The sequence below is a fragment of the Brevibacillus massiliensis genome (assembly GCF_000311785.1).
Lineage (GTDB): Bacteria > Bacillota > Bacilli > Brevibacillales > Brevibacillaceae > Brevibacillus_C > Brevibacillus_C massiliensis.
Genome location: NZ_HE978549.1, coordinates 3476 through 22143, shown reverse-complemented (window position 1 = coordinate 22143; position 18668 = coordinate 3476). Strand labels below are relative to the sequence as shown.

Sequence of the window (18668 nt, the reverse complement as noted above, 5' to 3'; positions counted from 1 at the left end):
AAGTGAGGAGTGAGGTATGAAGGAATGGCAAGAGCTGCAGATCAATCCTCTGAACAGGACGGTGACGGTGTCCGTCGGCAGCGAACCGGTTATGGTGCTGATCGATCCGAAGCAGAGCAAGGCCAATCTCGTCAGACTGGTAGAGCACGGTGACGTCGTCGTGAAGTGCTATCAAGGGAAGATCACCGGATATGATGAAAGAAGAAGCGTTCGCTTGTAAACCGCATAGCAGGCCTGGTACCGACAACGGGAGGGCGTCAGTTTAACACCGACTCAGGTGTGGCTGGCGCCCTTTTTATTTTGCGAAAAAGGTGGGACGAATCATGGCAAAGATCTACGAGCTGTTGGAGTGGAAACGACAGAAAACAGGCAAGCTGGTGAGCTTCGCAGAGCATTTGGAAAAAGCGAAAGAGCGGCGCCGCCGCAAGCCTCTGCCAACAAAGCCGGCTGACGTACTGACCATCGGCCAGTTTCGGCGGCTGATGGGCGATACCGGGCCGCGGCAGTTTTTGAAGGACAGGGGCACGAGGCCGAGATAACCGGGCGGGGAGGGGGAAATGGCATGAAAGATTTGCTTTGCGAGTATCAGGAGACGAAGAAAGCGTTGAATCGCCTGCAGCGCCACCTGAAACAGGCCGACGATGCCGAGCGGCTGGTTCGCCTGAACGCGGCGAAAAGGCTGACCGGAAGAGCAAAAGCTGTCTCAAACGGGCCTTCGCACAAGGGGGATCGCCGGCTGGTAGAAGAAATGATCGGCAGCGTCGACTACGTAATCGAGTGGCTGGAGACCGGCCGCCAGCCCGGAAACAGACGGGGAATCGAGCGGCGGGCCGGATATGAACGCGAACGGCCGATGGATCCGGCGCTGATGCAGGTGTTGTTCAGCTACAGCGCCGCCGGCAGCCCGTGCCCCCTGGACAAGCAGGAGGCGGCTCGGTTGGAATGCGTGCTCTCCTCGCTTACCGAGCGGGAGCGGGAGTGTTTTGTCCTGACCCACGGCGAGTGCTTCTCGCTGGAAGAGGTGGCCCAACTGCTCGGCATCACCAAGAGCAGCGTCCAGACCTACATCTCCCGCGCCCAGAACAAAATCGCCCAGCGGATCGCAAGCAGCCTCGTCCTCGCCGGATGAGGCTGTTTTTTTGTCATACGAAAGCCCGTAATGGGTGAGAGGCGAAGGGGGCTTATCGAAAATGGGAGAGTTGCGGGAAGGATTTCTGCAATTCAAAAGGAGAGGAAAACATGAGTAAAGTCTATCTTGTCCCTTCAAGGATCAGGATCAACAAGGCAACAATGCAAAGCTAAAAAGGCACGTAGAGAAGTATGCCGCAAAATACGCTGCAAGAGGGTTGTCGAAAAGACCGTACATTAAACATAATTTAGAGAACATACCATCAGTGTTTATTATTGATAATGTCGATGACGAACTCTTAAACGATTTAAAGAATGACCCGAATGTTTTAGCTGTCGAAGAAAATCAATATTACTACCCTACAGAAGCGACAGCGGGTCAGAATCCTCCAGAATGGTCGCACATCATGTCAGGTATTCACGAATTTTGGGCGCGTGGATACAGAGGACAAGGCGTAAAAGTTGGTGTGATTGATACGGGTTTTGGTAATCATGAAGACATAGTGTATACTGAAAGATTTTCTCCATGGATTGATCATCCAGCAGAAGAAGACATGCATCCTCATGGGACTAATGTTGCAGGAATTATTGGGGCAAAAGATAATAATAAGGGCTATGTCGGCGTTGCACCAGAAGTCGAATTGTATTGTGCAAAAGCCTGTGAATCAACATGGTCATTTAGTTCAGATGCTATCTATTCCTCTATAAACTGGTTGATAGGAAAAGGAGTAAAAATCATCAACTGTAGCTACGGTGGTGTAATCGGCGGTGAGAGTGATCGTAGGGTTTATGAGACCGCGTATCGGGATCATGGTGTATTGTTTGTATGTTCGGCAGGTAATGAAGCAAGTATACCAAATACGCCAGATCCAAACAATTGTGTTAAGTATCCGGCGGCATATCCGTTCACTCTTGCAGTGGGCAGTATTTCGCCTAATCGGGTGATTGCAGATTATTCAAGTCGCGGCCCCGAAGTAGATATCTCTGCTCCAGGCGACGGTGTTATGGCTCCTAAACCAACGCAAGAGAATATCGATGGTACAGATTTTTATGGAATTAGCAACCGTTATGAATTATTCGGCGGTACATCTTGTGCGGCTCCACACATTACTGGTATGGCAGCTTTGTATAAGCAAATGTACCCGAACTATACGGCAGACCAATTGAAAGCGAAAATATTGGAGCACTACGATGACTTTGGTGTACCTGGCAAAGACATCATGTATGGCGTAGGATGCGCTATTTCTCCTTGGACTGCGAAAACTGCTTCAGCCGTTGTTACGATTTCTCGTAATCAAACTATGAGCGGCATTCAGCTACAGAAAAATGGCTACGCTATCATGAAGTACGTGGCGACTGTAACTGAACGTGTCGAAATGGCTGTAAAAGACAAAACATTCGGCTCTTTCTACAGATTCGTCACGAATGACAAAGGCGGAAAGATTGACACAGTAGGTGACGGTTATCTTGATGTCGAAGCAGGTAAAACCTATTACATTGTGATATATGCGGCGAATAAGGAAGATTACGGAACATTCTCCTTCTATGTTGGGGAGATGCTCGGCAGTTCTTTCGGAACCGCTGTTCTGGCTGGGACAGGTTTTTCATCAAGTCTAAACGTCATGTATTTCCCCAATCGTGAGGTTTACTTTAATTTTGTACCGGCTACAACTGGTAGATACCGAATTCGTACCTTCCTTGGTACAGGTCTTTCTGCGGAAATGCGAGTCTACGATTCTGGCAAGTATTTGCTTACTTACGACCGTAACTCTGGCACCAATGGAAACCCGCAGTTGGACATGCAGTTGACTGCCGCTAAAACTTACTACATGAAGCTTACGGCATTGAACACCGTTGACTATCCGTACGGTCCAGCCGGAACTTATATTACAAAAATTGATGACATTCCTGGCGACACGTTTGAAACACCGATCGTTCTTTCAGGTAGTAGTACAAACGGAAATATCGCACACGGCAGTCAGGAAGTTTACTTCAAATTCGTTCCGACCCGAAGCGGAGTACACACGTTCACCACGTCAAGTAGTATTGACCTCCGAGCTTACTTGTACGATGCAAATCGGAAACAGCTTGATTGGAACGATGACGGTGGTGGAAATCTACAGCCAAAGATTGACTATAACCTAACGGCTGGGCAAACGTATTACATCAAGATCAATGCCTACGGAAGCAGTACAACCGGCTCGTTTACATTAAATATTTCACAACCAGCCACCGGAAATCCACCTGGCACACCATCCTTGACAGTCGGCTCGCCGACTACAAACAGCTTGACGCTGACCTATTCTGCTTCAGGTGCTGCCAGCTACGATATCTACAGAAACGGTGCTCGGATTGCAACTGATCGGACCAGCACAACCTTTACCGATACAGGGCTTTCTCCAGGTACAACCTACAGTTACTATGTTGTAGCTAAAAATGCTTACGGCAGTACTACAAGTGCAACAAAGAGTGGGACAACGTCTAGTGGAGTAACACCAACTACACGTATTGACGACTTTGAAAGCGATGTACGCACATTCGATTACACCTATACCCCGCAAGGAAATTCCTGGAACAGACAAAAACTTAATGGGGACGGAGGTTCTGCAGGCAACAGTAACTACTGCATGTCTACAGTAACTTCCTTAACGACTATTAGAGAAGTGTCTTTTTCAGTTGATGTACCTGTTGGCGCGACTACAAGTAACTTGAAATTCGACTATACCCTGAGAAAACTCGTTGGTGACTCAATGCCAGAATTAACCGTACTTGTAAACAGAGTGAAAAAATTTAGTGCCAACACTTTAACAGATTGGAAAAATAGCGGGAATATCGCATTAGGGACAGGTAAACAAACGATTACTTTTAGTGCGAAATCCCTAAACAGTGATACCGGTCTTTCCGCTATTGACAACTTGACTGTTTCATGGGCATAACAATAGGAAACCCTACTATGGCAGAACGGACAGTAACGTTGTAGCTAATTCTGAAGGCGAAGATCGGTTCGTACAACACAGTGGCCCCAACAAAACAAACTCCCTTGTCTTAAAAACAGGGGAGTTTGTTCATTTAAAAAGGCTGAAAATGATCCTTTCACACATGACCTCTTTTGTCATTATCTATTATCAGCACAAAAGGAGGACAGACAAACCCAATGGAAACAACCTTCAAATCAATAGTCGCATTCGGGGGCGCTGCCGCCTCTTTTTTATTTGGGGGGTGGTCGATGCTGCTGAACATACTGGTTGCATTCGTCGCGATTGATTACGTCACAGGCATTCTGGCGGCAGGGGCAGAGGGAAGATTGAACAGCAAAGTGGGCCGTCTCGGCATCGCCCGCAAGGTCTTTACCTTCTTGATGGTGGCGATCGCCCATCTGGTCGATACGGCGCTGGGCGAGCAGCACATTTTGCGCGATGCGGCGATCTTCTTTTACCTGGCCAATGAACTGCTGTCCATTCTGGAAAACGCCGGCCGGGTCGGGCTGCCGGTGCCGGAGTTGGTCAAGCGGGCGGTCGAAGTGTTGAAAGGGAAAGGAGACGTCCAATAATGCTGCCTATCATCCAGGATTTCATCCCCGTAGGCCGTCCAAACCGACCGGGCAAAAAGTGGACCGCCCCCAAATATATCACGATTCACGACACAGGAAACAAGGGAGCGGGTGCAAATGCACGCTCCCACGCAGCGTACGTAAAAAGCGATGAGGCAGCCAGACGCATGGTCTCGTGGCATTTTACCGTCGACGAGACGACGATCGTGCAGCATCTGCCGCTGGACGAAGCAGGCTGGCACGCCGGTGACGGCAGCGGTCCCGGAAACAGCGCGAGTATTGGCATCGAGATCTGCGAGAACGCGGATGGGGATCGAGCCAAAGCGGAGGCCAACGCCGCGGAGCTGACGGCTTATCTGCTGGAGCATTTCAACCTGTCCATCGATTGCGTAGTCCAGCACAACCGCTGGAGCGGCAAGAACTGCCCGCACATCATCAGGGGCCGGGTCGGTGGGTGGGAAAGCTTCCTTACTATGGTAGAGAGCAAACGAAACCCTGCGACGGAACCCTTGGACAAGCAAGCAACGCAGAAAGTCATCAGCGTGCTGAGCGCTTTGTACATGGCGAGTGGAGACAAGGGAGTGCAAGCGGCTGCCCACCATGCGGCAAACTCGCTGCGGCGGGCGGTGGGGATAGACGTGATCGATTAAATGACGTGTGTGAAATACAAGCCAGCATCAAATTTATCCGGAAAATTCAGTCACCAGGCTGCTCCAGCCAAGACAAGACGCAGTGTCCGAATCTACAAGAAAGGTGTGAGAAGCTGACCATGAAAACGAAATGGATCCAAGCGGTTCTGTCGCTGCTGCTGACAGTACCGTTCTTCGGTCTGGCGGCTCCGGGCCAGACAGCTGCCAAAGAACAGCCGAGTGCTCCCTCGTATATCGATCAGGTGGACCAGCAGTTTTTGCATGCCCGGCAAAAACTGGACTACCTGTTCCAGGCTGCGATGAAGAGCGGCCAGAAACCGCTCGCGAAAAAAATCAAACAAGAAGAGACCCGGTTACGGATTCGCAATTTGGCTATGCATCAATGGCCAGCCTCGTCAACAGACTGGGAAAAAGAGCCCCGCGACGCGAAAACAATGGAAGCGGAAAGAGAGGCGTATTTTCGTTCCAAACAAAGCGATTTTAATCAACTCAAAGAGGCCTATCAAAAGCTGATCGCGGAAACGGAGGCACAGCTGGGCAACCATCCTCTCGCCATCGCTCATTCGATGCAGCAGGCACAGGCATCGCTGCTATATGCGGACGGGGACCCGTTCGAGCCCAATAACAACTTTTCCGAAGCCTACCCGGTTGCCGTTGGAAACTCTTTGGATGCTTACATCTCGCAAAAAGGCGATGTCGATTTTTACAAACTGACGGCGCCAAAGGATGGTGCCATCACTGTTCAGTTAAAGGTTCCCAGAGACGTCGATTACGATCTGTTCATCTTCAATTCGAGAGAAGAGCTGATCCAGTCAGGATCACAAGGCGGAGTTGGAGTGCCGGAAAAAGTCAGCTTTCAAGCCCGGCAAGGGGACACCTACTATATCGTCGTGCTCGGTTTTGGCCAATATGACTACTCGCCGTACAATCCCTATACCTTGACGATTGGCGCGAATCAAATCTTTCTGAATCGGCCTCTCGACGTAGACCTGCCTTCCGGGGTGGGGCAAGTCTACAGCTTTATCCCGGTCGATTCCGGTGTGTACACCTTTTTTACCGGTCCTTACGGCGGTGTAGGGTGGGAGAACGATACCGTGTTGGAGCTGTATTCCGACGAGGAATTGACTCGCTCTATCGGCGGCAACGACAATGCCAATTCCAATACCAGATTTTCCGAGTTTAGCGTGGAATTGACCGCCTTCAAAAGTTATTATCTCAGGCTGCTGCCCGGACCGGAAGACACCCATCTGCACACCCGCCTGACGGTACAGATGAAGCCGGAGAGCTTTCCTGTGCTGACCACAGACAAGCCGATTGATGTCATCGCCGCCGGAGAGTCCCTGCTTGTCTACCGGTTCACCCCTGCCCAGTCCGGCACGCATATCATCGCAACCAGTCCTTATGAGGGAGACGGTGAAGATTGCGATACGATTCTCGCGCTGTACGCCGACCCGAACCTGACCAAGCTCATCGACTTCAACGTCGATGCTCCTGGCAGAGATCCTTTCTCCGAGATGCGCCCTTATCTGGTCTCCGGCAGAGACTACTACGTGGTACTCGGCACCTTTGGCGAAAGAATCCTCATGACGCGGCTGTCGGCCACACGGGATATACAACCGCCAAGCATTCGCCTTGGCAGCGACGTGATCCCGGAAGCGCAGGCCAATGACGGCAGCATCACAGCCAAACAAGTGGTGCTCTTGTCCAATGGAATCTTTGCCGCCGATCTGTCTGCAGGTGTTACGGTAAACAACCTGCCACAGGGTTTGGGGATTTCCGTGACGCGGGACAGCGATACGCAGTTGACGATTTCGTTTACAGGCCGGGCCCTCCGCCACAGGGCAGCCGATCAGGTAACCAATGCTGCCGTCACCGTCGCAAAGGCAAAAATCCTGGGAGCCTCGTCCGAACTGACTTCCGGCCCGTTTACTTTTGCCTTTCAGGATCCATCTGCTCCTGTCCTTACAGTAGGAAGCGCGCTGATCCCTGAGGCCGAATCCAACGACGGCCGGATCACGGCGAAGCAGACGGTGTTCTTGTCCAACGGCACCTTTGCCGCCGATATGTCAGCGGGCGTCACGGTAAACAACCTGCCCGAAGGTTTGGGGATCCAGGTAGAGCGCAGCAGTGACACGCAGCTGACGATCTCCTTTACCGGGCAGGCGATCCGGCATGGCAAGGCGGATGATGTCCCCAACGCTTCCATTACGATTGCAAGATCCAAAATTGCGGGAGCGGCTGCTGATGTCACCTCCGGCCCGTTTGCCTTCGGGTTTCGGGATCCCCTCGTCTCCAAGGTGTATACCTACCAGTACGACGAGCGAAACAGGATTGCCGCGATCCTGGCAAATGGCGCGGTGGAAATCGAATTTGTCTATTCCAAGAACGGTCAAAACGAAAATGTCACTACCGTCAAGAAAACACCTCCGCCAGCGTCCGCATCAGGTACAGAGCTGCAGCAGCGGAGTGGGGAATCGGGAGGTACAGAATGAATAGATACGCCTTTTTCAAGGTGATGCTCATCTGTGTGCTGCTTTTGACGAGTTTTCCGATGGGCATCACGTACGGTCAGCAAGCAGAGCGGGAGCAAACCGAGCAGCTAAGACCAAACATCCAAGCAGGCCCCGCGGATACGAGAGAGTGGCTCCAGCATCATCAAGACACTTTGGGTGAACATGCGGAATCGGCTGCTCCCCCGACGTATGGTGAGGAAGCAGTCGAGAACGAACCAGATCAGGTTCCGGAAACGGATCAATTACAGGATGAACTTCAGCCAATCGAAGGAGGGGCAGCTCCCAGCGCGGACAACCCGGACGTCAAATACTCGGCAAAGGAGCTGCCCTACCAATACTGCCGAAACAATACGGATGCCCCAGTGGACGATTTGTACCGTACGGCTAACATCACGGAAAACGATCTCGTCCTGGAAGGAAAGCACGGACTTGACCTGGTGTTGAAGCGAAGCTACTCCTCTTTGGACGGGCTGCTCGATCGGCCCTACACCACGAAATGGGGCAAAAATGAAACAGACTCTGCGGACAGAGAGTACCAGGAAGAGCACAATGCTCCCAGCGGCTGGAGCTTTAACTTCCCCAAGCTGGAGCGTTACTACAAGACAGATGTCCTGTGTGATTACGACGAAAAAACTCCCGCATACTCCTGCAAGGATGAACGGGGAGCCCTAAGGTACGTCTTTACCCTGGACGACGGCACCGTGCTGGAGCGGGAGGGTGACAAATGGGTCAATTACCCTTATGAGGGGGCGACCCTGGTCCGCATGAACGATAACTACCCATACATCGGCGCCAGACTGGATATCAACGGCATCAGTTATGATTTTTCGCTGGAAGACGTGCATGTCGGGCATGGCGAGTATGAGACCCGGCAGGTCATCAAAAAGACCAATGCTTACGGAGACCAGATCGTGTACCGGATTCCCAACTACGGGGCGGACATCGAGATTACCGACAGCGCTGGCCGCCTGATCGTGCTGGAAAAGGGAATCGATAACACGGTAAAAGATTTGAAAGTCTACAGCGATTCTCAAAAGAGCAAACTGTTAAAGCACATTGAGTACCTTTCCGACTACACCTCGTTTTCCAATAAGAAGGTATGGACGCTCAATCAAGTGCGGGAGTGGGACACCCAAGGAAAAAACTACAAAACGGTCGCGGAATATCGTTATTACGATCCGTCCCTGTACGGCAAGACGGAGTTTAACCTGCTGGCCAATTACGGGTTTGCCGCCCCGAACAAAACGATTGCACTGGATTTTGAAGGAAAAGAGTCATCCGCTTATATCAGACAGGACGACAGCGGGAAGAGCTATCTGTACTATCTTCTGCTCAAGCAGGTCACCTACCCCGTCGAAGGGCTGTCTCTGGACTATACGTACAGCACCTACGACCAGCAGAATCCCGATCCGTTTAAACGCGGCGTCGTTCGGCTGTACCACGATGACAAGGTATTGACCTATACCTCGTACCATCCGGTGACAGCTGTACAGTACCGCTTTCAGAAAACGCCGAATCCGCTGCAACCCGGATCGCCAGAAGAGTGGTATTCGGACACGGTGTCCTATCCCGTGACGACAAATGAAATCTGGAAAAACCAAAAAGAAGGCCACTTCCGACTCGCCAACGCGCAAAACCGGGACGGGCATCTGGTCGTCTCGCGAACCGTCCCTTCGTATCAGTCCAACGTGGAGACAACCTACGAGTTCAACCAGGACAAAAATCCGCTGATTCGCCTGGTGAAGACCTATATAAAGGATGGAAGGGACTCGGATGCGATATCCGGACAGTTGAACCTCTCGGAAGGGGATAAAGAGTACTTGTATCGGCCGGTTCAATACACCAGCTACACGTATGCGAACAGAAGCAGGAAACCAAAATACGTCTACCATTTTCTCGGGCGTCCGTCTTGGCTGACGGCAGACAGCGAGGTCTACCAGTACCTGCTCTGGCCTGATTTGAAGGCGCTGACTCCGGACATCCTAAGCAAGATTCCGAAGTATGCCAATACCGAGACATATGAGTACAACTCGTTTGGGGATGTCACAAAAGAAATCGATGCGCGCGGCAATCTGACGACCTGGGAGTATACGGGGGCCGTTACGTATAACCTCCGCCTGCCCACCCGCCTGACGAAGCAATCTGCAGCAGACGACGCATATTTTCATCGGGAAACGTATGAATACACATCAGCGTATTTGTTGAAAAAAGAGACGATCCTGGATTCTTATCCGTCGGAGCAGGGGACCGCAGCGGAGAGGACAGAGCGCGCCTACACGTACGAGAATAAGCGGGTCGCTTCTGTTTCCGAAACCAGCTACGGCACCAGCACCAAAACCTTGACGCAAAACATGCTGTCGTACGATGCGTACGGAATCTATCCCACAAATATCCAGATGAGGGTGGAAACCGCGCCGGGGACGTTTGCGGATGTGACGGTAAAAACCACCTACGATCCGCTGGGGCGCATCACCTCACAGACGTATCCTGACCAAAGCGAGGTCAGCTACGATTACGACCTGCTTGGCCGCCTTCGCACGGAGTCGTTTGCCAACCAGGGAGAAGCGCGGACGATCGAGTACAAGTACGACGACAGTGCGCGGAAAGTGACCCAATTGATGCCGGATGGCACCGAATACCTGACCCAATTCACGCCGTTTGGCGAAGTGGAATACCAAGGCCAGAAGGCACCGGGATCCACCCGTATCCGCCACCTGTTGTACAATGCCTACCGAGCGAACGGCCGTCAATTGGAGGCAAGCTATCCCAACGCCCGGGCCGACCAGCGGACGGAGTACGTCTATAATGAAGACGGGACGCTGTGGAAGACGATTGATCCGGTTGGCATCACGTATTACGAACGGGCCAACGCCCTTAAGGACGCCGCGCATGATTTGCCGCAGGATACGGTCAGAGTGACCGCCACCAACGGGCTCATTACCACTACGTATGCGGACCGTTATCAGACGGTGGAAAAAGAAGCAGCGCGCACCAGGGATGGCAGCCAAACGCTCGTTACCACCTACAGGCGCGATGCTTTTGGCCAGCTTGTCGAAAAAGTCGTCACCGATCAGACGGGGGAAAATCGCGTCTGGAACTATCGCTATAACCTGAAGAACAGCCTGGTGTACCTGAAAGATCCGGAGGGGCAAACCTATCGGTACGGCTATGATTCGCTCGGAAACCTGGAGACGGTGAAGGAAAACGGCACGCTGACCACACGCTACACCTATAACGGACTGTCCTGGAAGCTGAGCGAAGAGGATGTCCCGGGACAGAAGACCGAGACCTACACCTACAACCTGACCGGAGATGTCAAGCTCTATCGAGACAAGGACGGCAACACTCATCACTACACATATACGCCGTTTTACGACGTGTCCCGCATCGAGGTAAAAAATCCGGCAGGCAGTCTGCTGAATACACAGACAATGGAGTACTACGCGAATACGTCGCTGTTGAAGGCGGAGACGGACAGCAACGGCTCCGGCCAAGCCAACGTCCGCGAGCTCCGCTACACCTACGATCCCTTCCAGCGTCTGAGCGGCATTCACTCCTTTGGGCGCTACTACCAGATCAAGTATAAGGATGACGACGACCTGATCGATGAATTGGTCTACCCGGACGGCACGCCGGTACGGTATACCTACGATGCGGCCCAGCGAATCCAACAGGTATTCAGTCCGCAGATGGGAACCGTCACCTACGATTACAATGTCTCCCTCGACGGAGAGAAGCTAACCCTGTCCTATCCCAATGGCATCAAGCAGGAGCAGCGTTTGGACTCCTTTGGCGAGATGCGGGAAGTGAGCCACCGGCAGAATGCATCTGTCTTGTGGACGGAGACGAACGAGTACCAATTCGGAAATGTCATCGCGACCAATCGGAATGGCACGGTCTTCTCGTACCGCTACGACAAGGTGGACCGCCTCAGGGGAGAAACGACGCCGACAGGGGATACATCCTACGGGTACGACGACCGTGGAAACCGGAAATCCTTCAGCGGAGCCGCCAATCAGCCGGTCGGAAACACCACCTTTTCGTTTGACAGCCTGGAGCGCTTGAAGGAATTTACCAATCCGTCGGGAATTTCTACAACATACCGGTATTATGCCAACGGACTGCGGGCGACCAAACAGGAAAACAACCTGACCACCCACTACGTCTACCTGAACGGAAAGGTCATCGAAGAACTTGACGACAAGGGAAATGTCACCGCGCAGAACATCTGGGGCAACCAGCTCTTGTTCCGCAAAGACGCGGCCAGCAACAAGTCGGGCTATTACCTGTACAACAGCCACGGGGATGTCGTCGCGATCACGGATGTGAACGGGGAGACGCTCAATCGCTACGAGTACGACAGCTGGGGCAGCATCGTCTCGCAGCAGGAGGCCATGTCCAATCCGTTCAAGTATACGGGTGAGATGTACGACAACGAGTCCAAGCTGTATTACCTGCGGGCCCGGTACTATGATCCGGGTGTGGGGCGGTTTATCTCGGAGGATACGTATAAGGGGCAAGTGGATAATCCGTTGAGTTTGAATCGGTATGTGTATGTGGAGAATAATCCGTTGAGGTATGTGGATCCGAGTGGACACTGGAGTACAAAGATTGCTGCTAACTGGACAATAAATGAAATGAAATGGCAATACCAGAAAGCAACTACTGATGATCAAAGACAATATTGGGCTAATCAGGCTGAGATTCTTCGCAATCAGATGAGAAAAGCAGGTATAGCTGAGGCAGACATTATGAAAAGCTCTGATGCCATGATACCAGAAGATAAAGTCATGATGATTGCAAGAATTGAAACTCTCCAAAGAATAGAAAGTGACCCACTTGGATTCAGGTTATACGTAGAAGGTTATGCATTATTAGTCCCTGATTTTAATGACCCTATGTCAGCTGTAACAACAGGTACTCTAAAGAATAGTAAGAACGTAACTGCTAAATGGGATATAAAGTCATATTCAAAAGGGGAGTTGACATACAATTTTGCGGGACAAAAGGTTAAAGCATATTTTGACGGAAAATACTGGTGGTCCAAGGATTTAACTGGACATGGAGGTTCTGCATATAAAGTGTTTGAAAAAAGAGGAAATAAACTTTACTGGGTATACGATGCAGACGAATATGGTAACTTTATTTTAGATAAACACAAAAGCCAGACGGGTACAGTTATTGACCTTAAATAACCAACATCTTAACCTACAGGGGTCAAAAAGACCCCTGAGGAATTTTAAATGAGGTGAACAAATGGACTATAATTTTGACCTCGACGAGTATATGAAAATGACGTATTCTACATTAGAATTAAAAAAGCCGTTGTTTTACAATTGGTCCATAGGTGTAAGATTTGAACTCGGTGGTAATGACTTAATTGATTTTAATAAAAGGATGGAACAAATTTATTACCGTACTCAAACACTTTTTCACAAACTAAATAAAGATAACCATGAAATCTTTCTTGTTAGCTTTTTGGATAGTTGGGATGACGAACCTATTACAAAGAATGAGCCAGTATTATTGAATAGCTTAAAAAGATATGTGTCTAGCGAAGGCCTAATAAGCAAGATAAGTAAAATAAGAGTCCCCTTTCGCTACCCTGATTTAGATGATGATTTTGATACGCAAACATATCGGTACTGTTTAAAATGTAAAGTTGAAGATATTGACAGTAGTAATTTTTTAGAAGCATTAGCAAATCAATATGTTGGAAAAGTACCATATGTAATAGGAGATACTTATATAATCAATACAACAAATAACACAATTTTTCATCTATATGATGATAGGGGGATAGATGTAATTTCTAATACGAGGGAAGCAATTAAGGCATTATACCAAGAATGTAATGAATGGATTTTGAATTACGATAAGAAAAGAATAGATGGTATTTTTCAAACAAATTAATTAGTCCTGTTAGAACCCCAAACGAGTAATCAACTATGGTCAAGACCCCATTTTGTAGACAGTAAGAAAAACCCCGGCTGCTAGGCCGTATGCTGACGCGGGTCTGTCAAGATTTTTGTGTAAACTCAATCAACCCATGTATGAAAAGGTTTCATCCCCCTAATTGGAACATCTTTTTCGGAATCACTGGAGTCAAGGGCGTAAGGCGAAGCGGACCCTTGACACCAGTGGTGGAGAAAAAGATAATCCCTTCGGGGATGAAGCCATTCCTTTGTTAACGGATGTAAGGCTGTACACGTTCCCCAAAGAAAACGGATAGCTGCAAAAGAATTTGTCCCCAATTCTGAACTCGTCCCGTCCATTTCCGCAAGACATCCATCGTCACCAGATACAGCATCTTTAGAAGGGCTTCGTCTGTTGGGAACACTGCTTTTCCTTTCGTGACCTTTCGAAGCTGCCGATGATAACTTTCAATCACGTTGGTTGTGTAGATGATCTTTCGAATCTCGGGTGGGTATTTGAAAAAAGTGGCGATTTCAGCCCAATTATTCCGCCAGGAACGTACCAGCAAAGGATATTTGTTTCCCCAGGATTGCTCGAAATGATCTAGTTCTTCTAAGGCCGCTTGCTCCGTTGGAGCCTTGTAGATGGGCTTAAGCTCTGCCGTAATCTTCTTCAAGTCCTTGTATGACACATACTTGATCGAATTCCGAATCTGATGGATGATGCACTTCTGAATTTCTGTCTTCGGGTAACATGCCGATATGGCTTCTGTAAATCCTTTCAGATTGTCAACGGACGTGATTAAAATATCTTGAACACCACGATTCTTCAACTCGTTAAGGACGTGGAGCCAAAACTTCGCGGATTCATTTTCTCCGATCCAGATACCAAGCACATCTTTGTGGCCATCCAGATCGATGCCAATGACCATATAGGCCTTATTGACGATGGCTCCGTCTTGCTTTACCTTAAAGTGAATCGCATCCATGAAGACGACAGCGTACACCGATTGCAACGGACGATTCTGCCACTCTGTAATCAAGGGAATGACTTTGTTGGTTACGTTAGAAATAAGGGTTGGTGACACCTCAATGCCGTAGAGCTGCTGCAGGTGGTCTTGAATGTCGCGAGTGGATACACCTTTGGCGTACATGGCAAGAATATGATCTTCGATCCCTGTAACATTTGACTGATGCTTCTTCACGATAACGGGATCAAACTCTCCATCTCGATCCCGTGGTACCTGAATGTCGATGTCACCGTATTCGGAACGAACGGTCTTCTTGCTGTAACCGTTGCGGCTGTTCGTGGTTCGTTTGCTTTTGGAGTCATGCTTCGCATATCCAAGATTAGTCTCCAATTCGGCCTCCAACATTTCCTGGATGGTGTCTGCGAACAGTTCCTTTAAAGCAGATTGGACATCCTCCATCGATTTCATATTTTTTTCTTTAATCCACTGCCTGAGTTGCTCTTTTGGTATGAGGCTCAAAAAAAATCCCAACCTTTCTAATCAAATTGTAAATCAGTAGGTTCAGAGTTTACACAAAATATTTTATAGACTCGATACGACGATAACCGAAGGTTTTGTTTCGTTGTTTATAAATAATAGCCATTATTTTCATCTTTAATTCGAGGTTAGGATCCTTATCCTTGCGTTTGTAATAAGCGTAGTACCCACTTCGGCTAATACCCAGGTAAGCACAAAGACTTTTTATGCTTTGCTTATGCTTCAACTCGTCGATGACGCGGTACCTGCATCGCAACCCTCCTGATTCAATATTTGTAACCACTTTTTTAGGACATCCACCTCCGATTGTAGACGTCGTCGTTCACGTTCTTGCTCCGTTCCAAATCGAAAGGGATTCCCACGCCTGTCTTCAAATGCTGCTTGTCCCTTCTGGCGATAATTCCTCATCCAGACCTTTACTCGATCTTTATCCTGTATTCCTAAGTGCTCCGTGATCTTTCGGTAACTCCATCCTTCCTCGGTATGCAGTCGAATCGCTTCCAGTTTAAGTGTCTTGACCAACGCTTGTCTGGGGTATTTTTTTGCCATTGTAAGCACCTATGATGTCAACGCCGACTTTATTTTTGGACCTCTGTCAATAGATTAGATAGTAAGAATCGAGAAAATTATGCAGCTTGAACATACATTTGTTCGTATTGGACGGGTAGTGCCGCAGCGAGTTAGCGGACGTTGCCGGGCCATGGATATCGCTCAATCAAGCGCTCGGCTGCGGTGGTAAGGGAAAGCGGGCCCTGATCCAGCTCAGACCCGATGCCCTTCAACAGCAGCTTTGCCAGCTCCAACCGATCCTCACGTTCGCGCAGCGGCGGAAGCGTGACTTGTACGCCTTGTAGGCGGTAAAACAAATCGGCGCGGAACTTGCCTTCCTGGACGTTTTTCCACAAATCGGCATGGGTGGCCGTAATAATTCGCACATCCACCTGAATAGGTTTTATGCCGCCGATGCGGGTGACGGTGAAGTCCTGCAGCACCCGCAGCAGCGCCACCTGCATTTCCGGCGGCATCTCGGCAATCTCATCGAGGAAGAGGGTGCCTCCGTGGGCCTGTTCGATTTTTCCAGGTTGTCCCGACTGCTTCGCTCCGGTGAAGGCTCCGGCTTCATAGACGAACAATTTGCTTTCCAGCAAGCTTTTCGGTATCGCACCGCAGTTGATCGCGACATAAGGCTTGTTGCTGCGCATGCTGGCGAGGTGGATGGCTTGGCTGACGATGTCTTTTCCCGTGCCGCTCTCACCGGAGAGCATGACAGTGTAGTCCGTCGCTGCCGCTCGTTTGGCCAGCCGGATGGCAGCCTGGAATTTTTCGTCCCTGCCGTAAATATCATAAAAGGAGTAGAGCGTAGGTCCGCCAAATCGATGCTGCTTCGCTTTTGGCTTTGCGTGACTGGGCACGGCGAACTTCGTGGGGCGAGTGTCGAGCAATACGGATGTCCGCCAACTGTTTTGTCCGGACTCCTTGCAGCGCAGGCGAACCGTATCGGGTGAAGCGGCGCCGCTTGACCTGTGCAGCAAGGATTCCGTGTTGGTGAGCAGATCGGTCAGCTGGATTTGGCCGAATCGCTGTTTGTCCAGCTTCAGCAACTGCTGCGCCTCCCGGTTGCCGCCGATTACAATGCCGTCCTGATTGACCGCGAGCAGGGCGTGGTGCTTTGCTTCTGTTCGGATACAGCGAGATGACCACTTGCCGCTCCGGGCGGTGGATGAGGAGCCAGTCTTCGATTTTGCGGGCCATGACGTCCACCATCCCCAGCAAGGAAGGGTGGTACCGTTCGCAGTGGCCGCTGAGGTCAAAGACTGCGAGCAATTCGCCGTACGGATCAAATATCGGGGAAGCGGCACAGTAGAGCATGTGGTTTATATCGAGGTAATGTTCTTTGCCCACGACTGCCAGCGGTTTTTGCTCGATGATGACGGTGCCAGCGGAATTGGTGCCCCGCACCTGCTCGGACCAGCAAGCCCCTCGATGCACCTGGATTTTTTCCGTATCTTTCAGGAATACAGGATCGCCTTTGCAGTCGAGGATGTAGCCCGATGTGTCACAGAGGACGACAATCGAGTATGACCGTTTCAACCAGTGGGCCAAATGCTCCAAGGTCGGATCAATCATTCGGATGAACTCTTCTTTTCGTTCCCAATACGACCTGAACTGAGCTTCTTCAAGTATGGCATCCTTGGCTGTCGACGCATTTACACCATTCCTGCGGCTGCGTTCCCACGATTTTTTTAACAGTGCACTGGCGGGTTCCAGCAAGCGATTCACCCCTTGGACAGAAATAAGACGATTTGCTTTTATATTAACATTCAAATAATTTTTACACAGGGTATGGAGCAACTGTTCCATTATCCTGCGATGCATAGCAGGACAATCGCTGGCTTGTAAGCGGTTTCCTGTTGGCATGGAATATGCTTTTCTCTTAGGGTGTACGTACTTTTAAACAAAGAGGAGGAGATCAGGTGGCAGAAACGGTAAAAGTCGGGCTGGACCCTCGCGTGGCCGCTTTTTTGGCGGGCGGTCCCAAGAAGTTGTTTATCGGTGGGGAATTTGTCGAATCGCTCTCCGGCAAAACGTTCGAGACAATCGATCCAGCTACAGGACAGGTGATACATCGTGTACGAAGCGGATGCAGCCGATGTCGACCGGGCGGTGGAAGCGGCGGAGCGAGCCTTTCAGGGTGACTGGGCGAAAGTGACTCCGAGCGAGCGAGGGTGCATGTTGTGGAAGCTTGCCGACCTGATGGAGGAACACGCGGAAGCGCTGGCGCAGCTGGAGACAATTGACAACGGTAAACCGATCAGGCATGCCCGTGCCGTCGATGTGCCGCTGGCAATCGACCACTTCCGCTACTACGCCGGGTAGTCGACGAAAGTGTCCGGCGAAGTGATCAACAACTCGGCTGGCCGAACATGTTAACGTACACGCGGCGTGAGCCGATCGGAGTGGTCGGCCAGATTATCCCGTGGAATTTTCCGCTCCTGCTGGCCGCGTGGAAATTAGGTGCTGCGCTGGCTACAGGCAACGCAGTTATTTTGAAAAGCGCTGAGCAGACTCCGCTATCCGCCATCTATCTCGCGGAATTAATCCAGCAGGCCGGCTTCCCGGATGGCGTGGTCAACATTATCTCCGGCTACGGGCCGACCGCAGGGGCAGCCATAACGAATCATCCGCGCATCCGCAAAGTGGCGTTTACCGGATCGACAGAGGTTGGCAAACTGATCATGCAACAAGCGGCCGGAAACTTGAAGCGGGTGTCGCTCGAACTGGGAGGCAAGTCGCCCAATATCATTTTCCCCGACGCCGACTTCTCCAAAGCGATTCCCGGCGCCTTGATGGGGATTTTTTTCAACCAGGGCCAAGTATGCTGCGCAGGTTCACGGCTGTTCGTA

The 18668-nt window shown here is 50.5% G+C and carries 13 protein-coding genes and 1 pseudogene; 10 read left to right on the top strand and 4 right to left on the bottom strand.

Translation table 11 applies throughout. The features are described 5' to 3' along the window. The first annotated feature begins 16 nt into the window (after positions 1 to 16). The 9 genes from HGBM_RS22440 (at position 17) to HGBM_RS22400 (ending at position 13754) form a co-directional block, all read left to right on the top strand. Positions 17 to 220, top strand: a complete 204-nt coding sequence (locus HGBM_RS22440; RefSeq protein ID WP_019123335.1) for an XtrA/YqaO family protein — start codon at positions 17 to 19, stop codon at positions 218 to 220. A gap of 103 nt (positions 221 to 323) precedes the next feature. After that, a complete protein-coding gene (locus HGBM_RS22435) occupies positions 324 to 539 on the top strand; it encodes a hypothetical protein (RefSeq protein WP_019123334.1) in 216 nt (71 codons plus the stop codon). A 23-nt stretch (positions 540 to 562) separates the two neighbouring features. Beyond that, positions 563 to 1129 carry a sigma-70 family RNA polymerase sigma factor gene (locus HGBM_RS22430; protein ID WP_019123333.1) on the top strand — a complete coding sequence of 189 codons (567 nt, stop codon included), beginning with the start codon at positions 563 to 565 and terminating at the stop codon, positions 1127 to 1129. Between the two features lie 265 nt (positions 1130 to 1394). Next, positions 1395 to 4064 carry a S8 family serine peptidase gene (locus HGBM_RS22425; RefSeq protein WP_019123332.1) on the top strand — a complete coding sequence of 890 codons (2670 nt, stop codon included), beginning with the start codon at positions 1395 to 1397 and terminating at the stop codon, positions 4062 to 4064. A gap of 218 nt (positions 4065 to 4282) precedes the next feature. Continuing rightward, complete coding sequence (locus tag HGBM_RS22420) at positions 4283 to 4678, top strand: phage holin family protein (RefSeq protein WP_019123331.1); 396 nt, start codon at positions 4283 to 4285, stop codon at positions 4676 to 4678. Beyond that, on the top strand, positions 4678 to 5328 hold the full coding sequence (locus tag HGBM_RS28295) for a peptidoglycan recognition protein family protein (protein ID WP_019123330.1): 651 nt from the start codon (positions 4678 to 4680) through the stop codon (positions 5326 to 5328). The genes HGBM_RS22420 and HGBM_RS28295 overlap by 1 nt, the downstream gene beginning before the upstream one ends. Positions 5329 to 5447: 119 nt before the next feature. Continuing rightward, complete coding sequence (locus HGBM_RS22410; protein ID WP_019123329.1) at positions 5448 to 7820, top strand: hypothetical protein; 2373 nt, start codon at positions 5448 to 5450, stop codon at positions 7818 to 7820. Beyond that, positions 7817 to 13036 carry an RHS repeat-associated core domain-containing protein gene (locus HGBM_RS28290; protein WP_019123328.1) on the top strand — a complete coding sequence of 1740 codons (5220 nt, stop codon included), beginning with the start codon at positions 7817 to 7819 and terminating at the stop codon, positions 13034 to 13036. Before HGBM_RS22410 ends, HGBM_RS28290 begins: the two co-directional genes overlap by 4 nt. Positions 13037 to 13097: 61 nt before the next feature. Then, positions 13098 to 13754, top strand: coding sequence for a DUF3885 domain-containing protein (locus tag HGBM_RS22400; protein ID WP_019123327.1), 657 nt, complete (start codon positions 13098 to 13100; stop codon positions 13752 to 13754). A 274-nt stretch (positions 13755 to 14028) separates the two neighbouring features. Here the strand turns inward: HGBM_RS22400 and HGBM_RS22395 are convergent, their stop codons facing one another. The 4 genes from HGBM_RS22395 to HGBM_RS31925 form a co-directional block, all read right to left on the bottom strand. After that, complete coding sequence (locus HGBM_RS22395; RefSeq protein WP_019123326.1) at positions 14029 to 15246, bottom strand: IS256 family transposase; 1218 nt, start codon at positions 15244 to 15246, stop codon at positions 14029 to 14031. 240 nt (positions 15247 to 15486) lie between these two features. Beyond that, on the bottom strand, positions 15487 to 15813 hold the full coding sequence (locus HGBM_RS32635; protein WP_019123324.1) for a helix-turn-helix domain-containing protein: 327 nt from the start codon (positions 15811 to 15813) through the stop codon (positions 15487 to 15489). A 131-nt stretch (positions 15814 to 15944) separates the two neighbouring features. Next, entirely contained in the window at positions 15945 to 16676 is a 732-nt protein-coding gene (locus HGBM_RS31930) for a sigma 54-interacting transcriptional regulator (RefSeq protein ID WP_245553046.1), read from the bottom strand. Then, positions 16606 to 17535 (bottom strand): GAF domain-containing protein, encoded by a 930-nt coding sequence (locus tag HGBM_RS31925; RefSeq protein WP_245553044.1) that lies wholly within the window; start codon positions 17533 to 17535, stop codon positions 16606 to 16608. Before HGBM_RS31925 ends, HGBM_RS31930 begins: the two co-directional genes overlap by 71 nt. Positions 17536 to 17738: 203 nt before the next feature. Between HGBM_RS31925 and HGBM_RS28280 the strand changes: the two are divergent. Beyond that, positions 17739 to 18668: pseudogene (locus tag HGBM_RS28280) on the top strand (aldehyde dehydrogenase family protein); the annotation flags it as partial.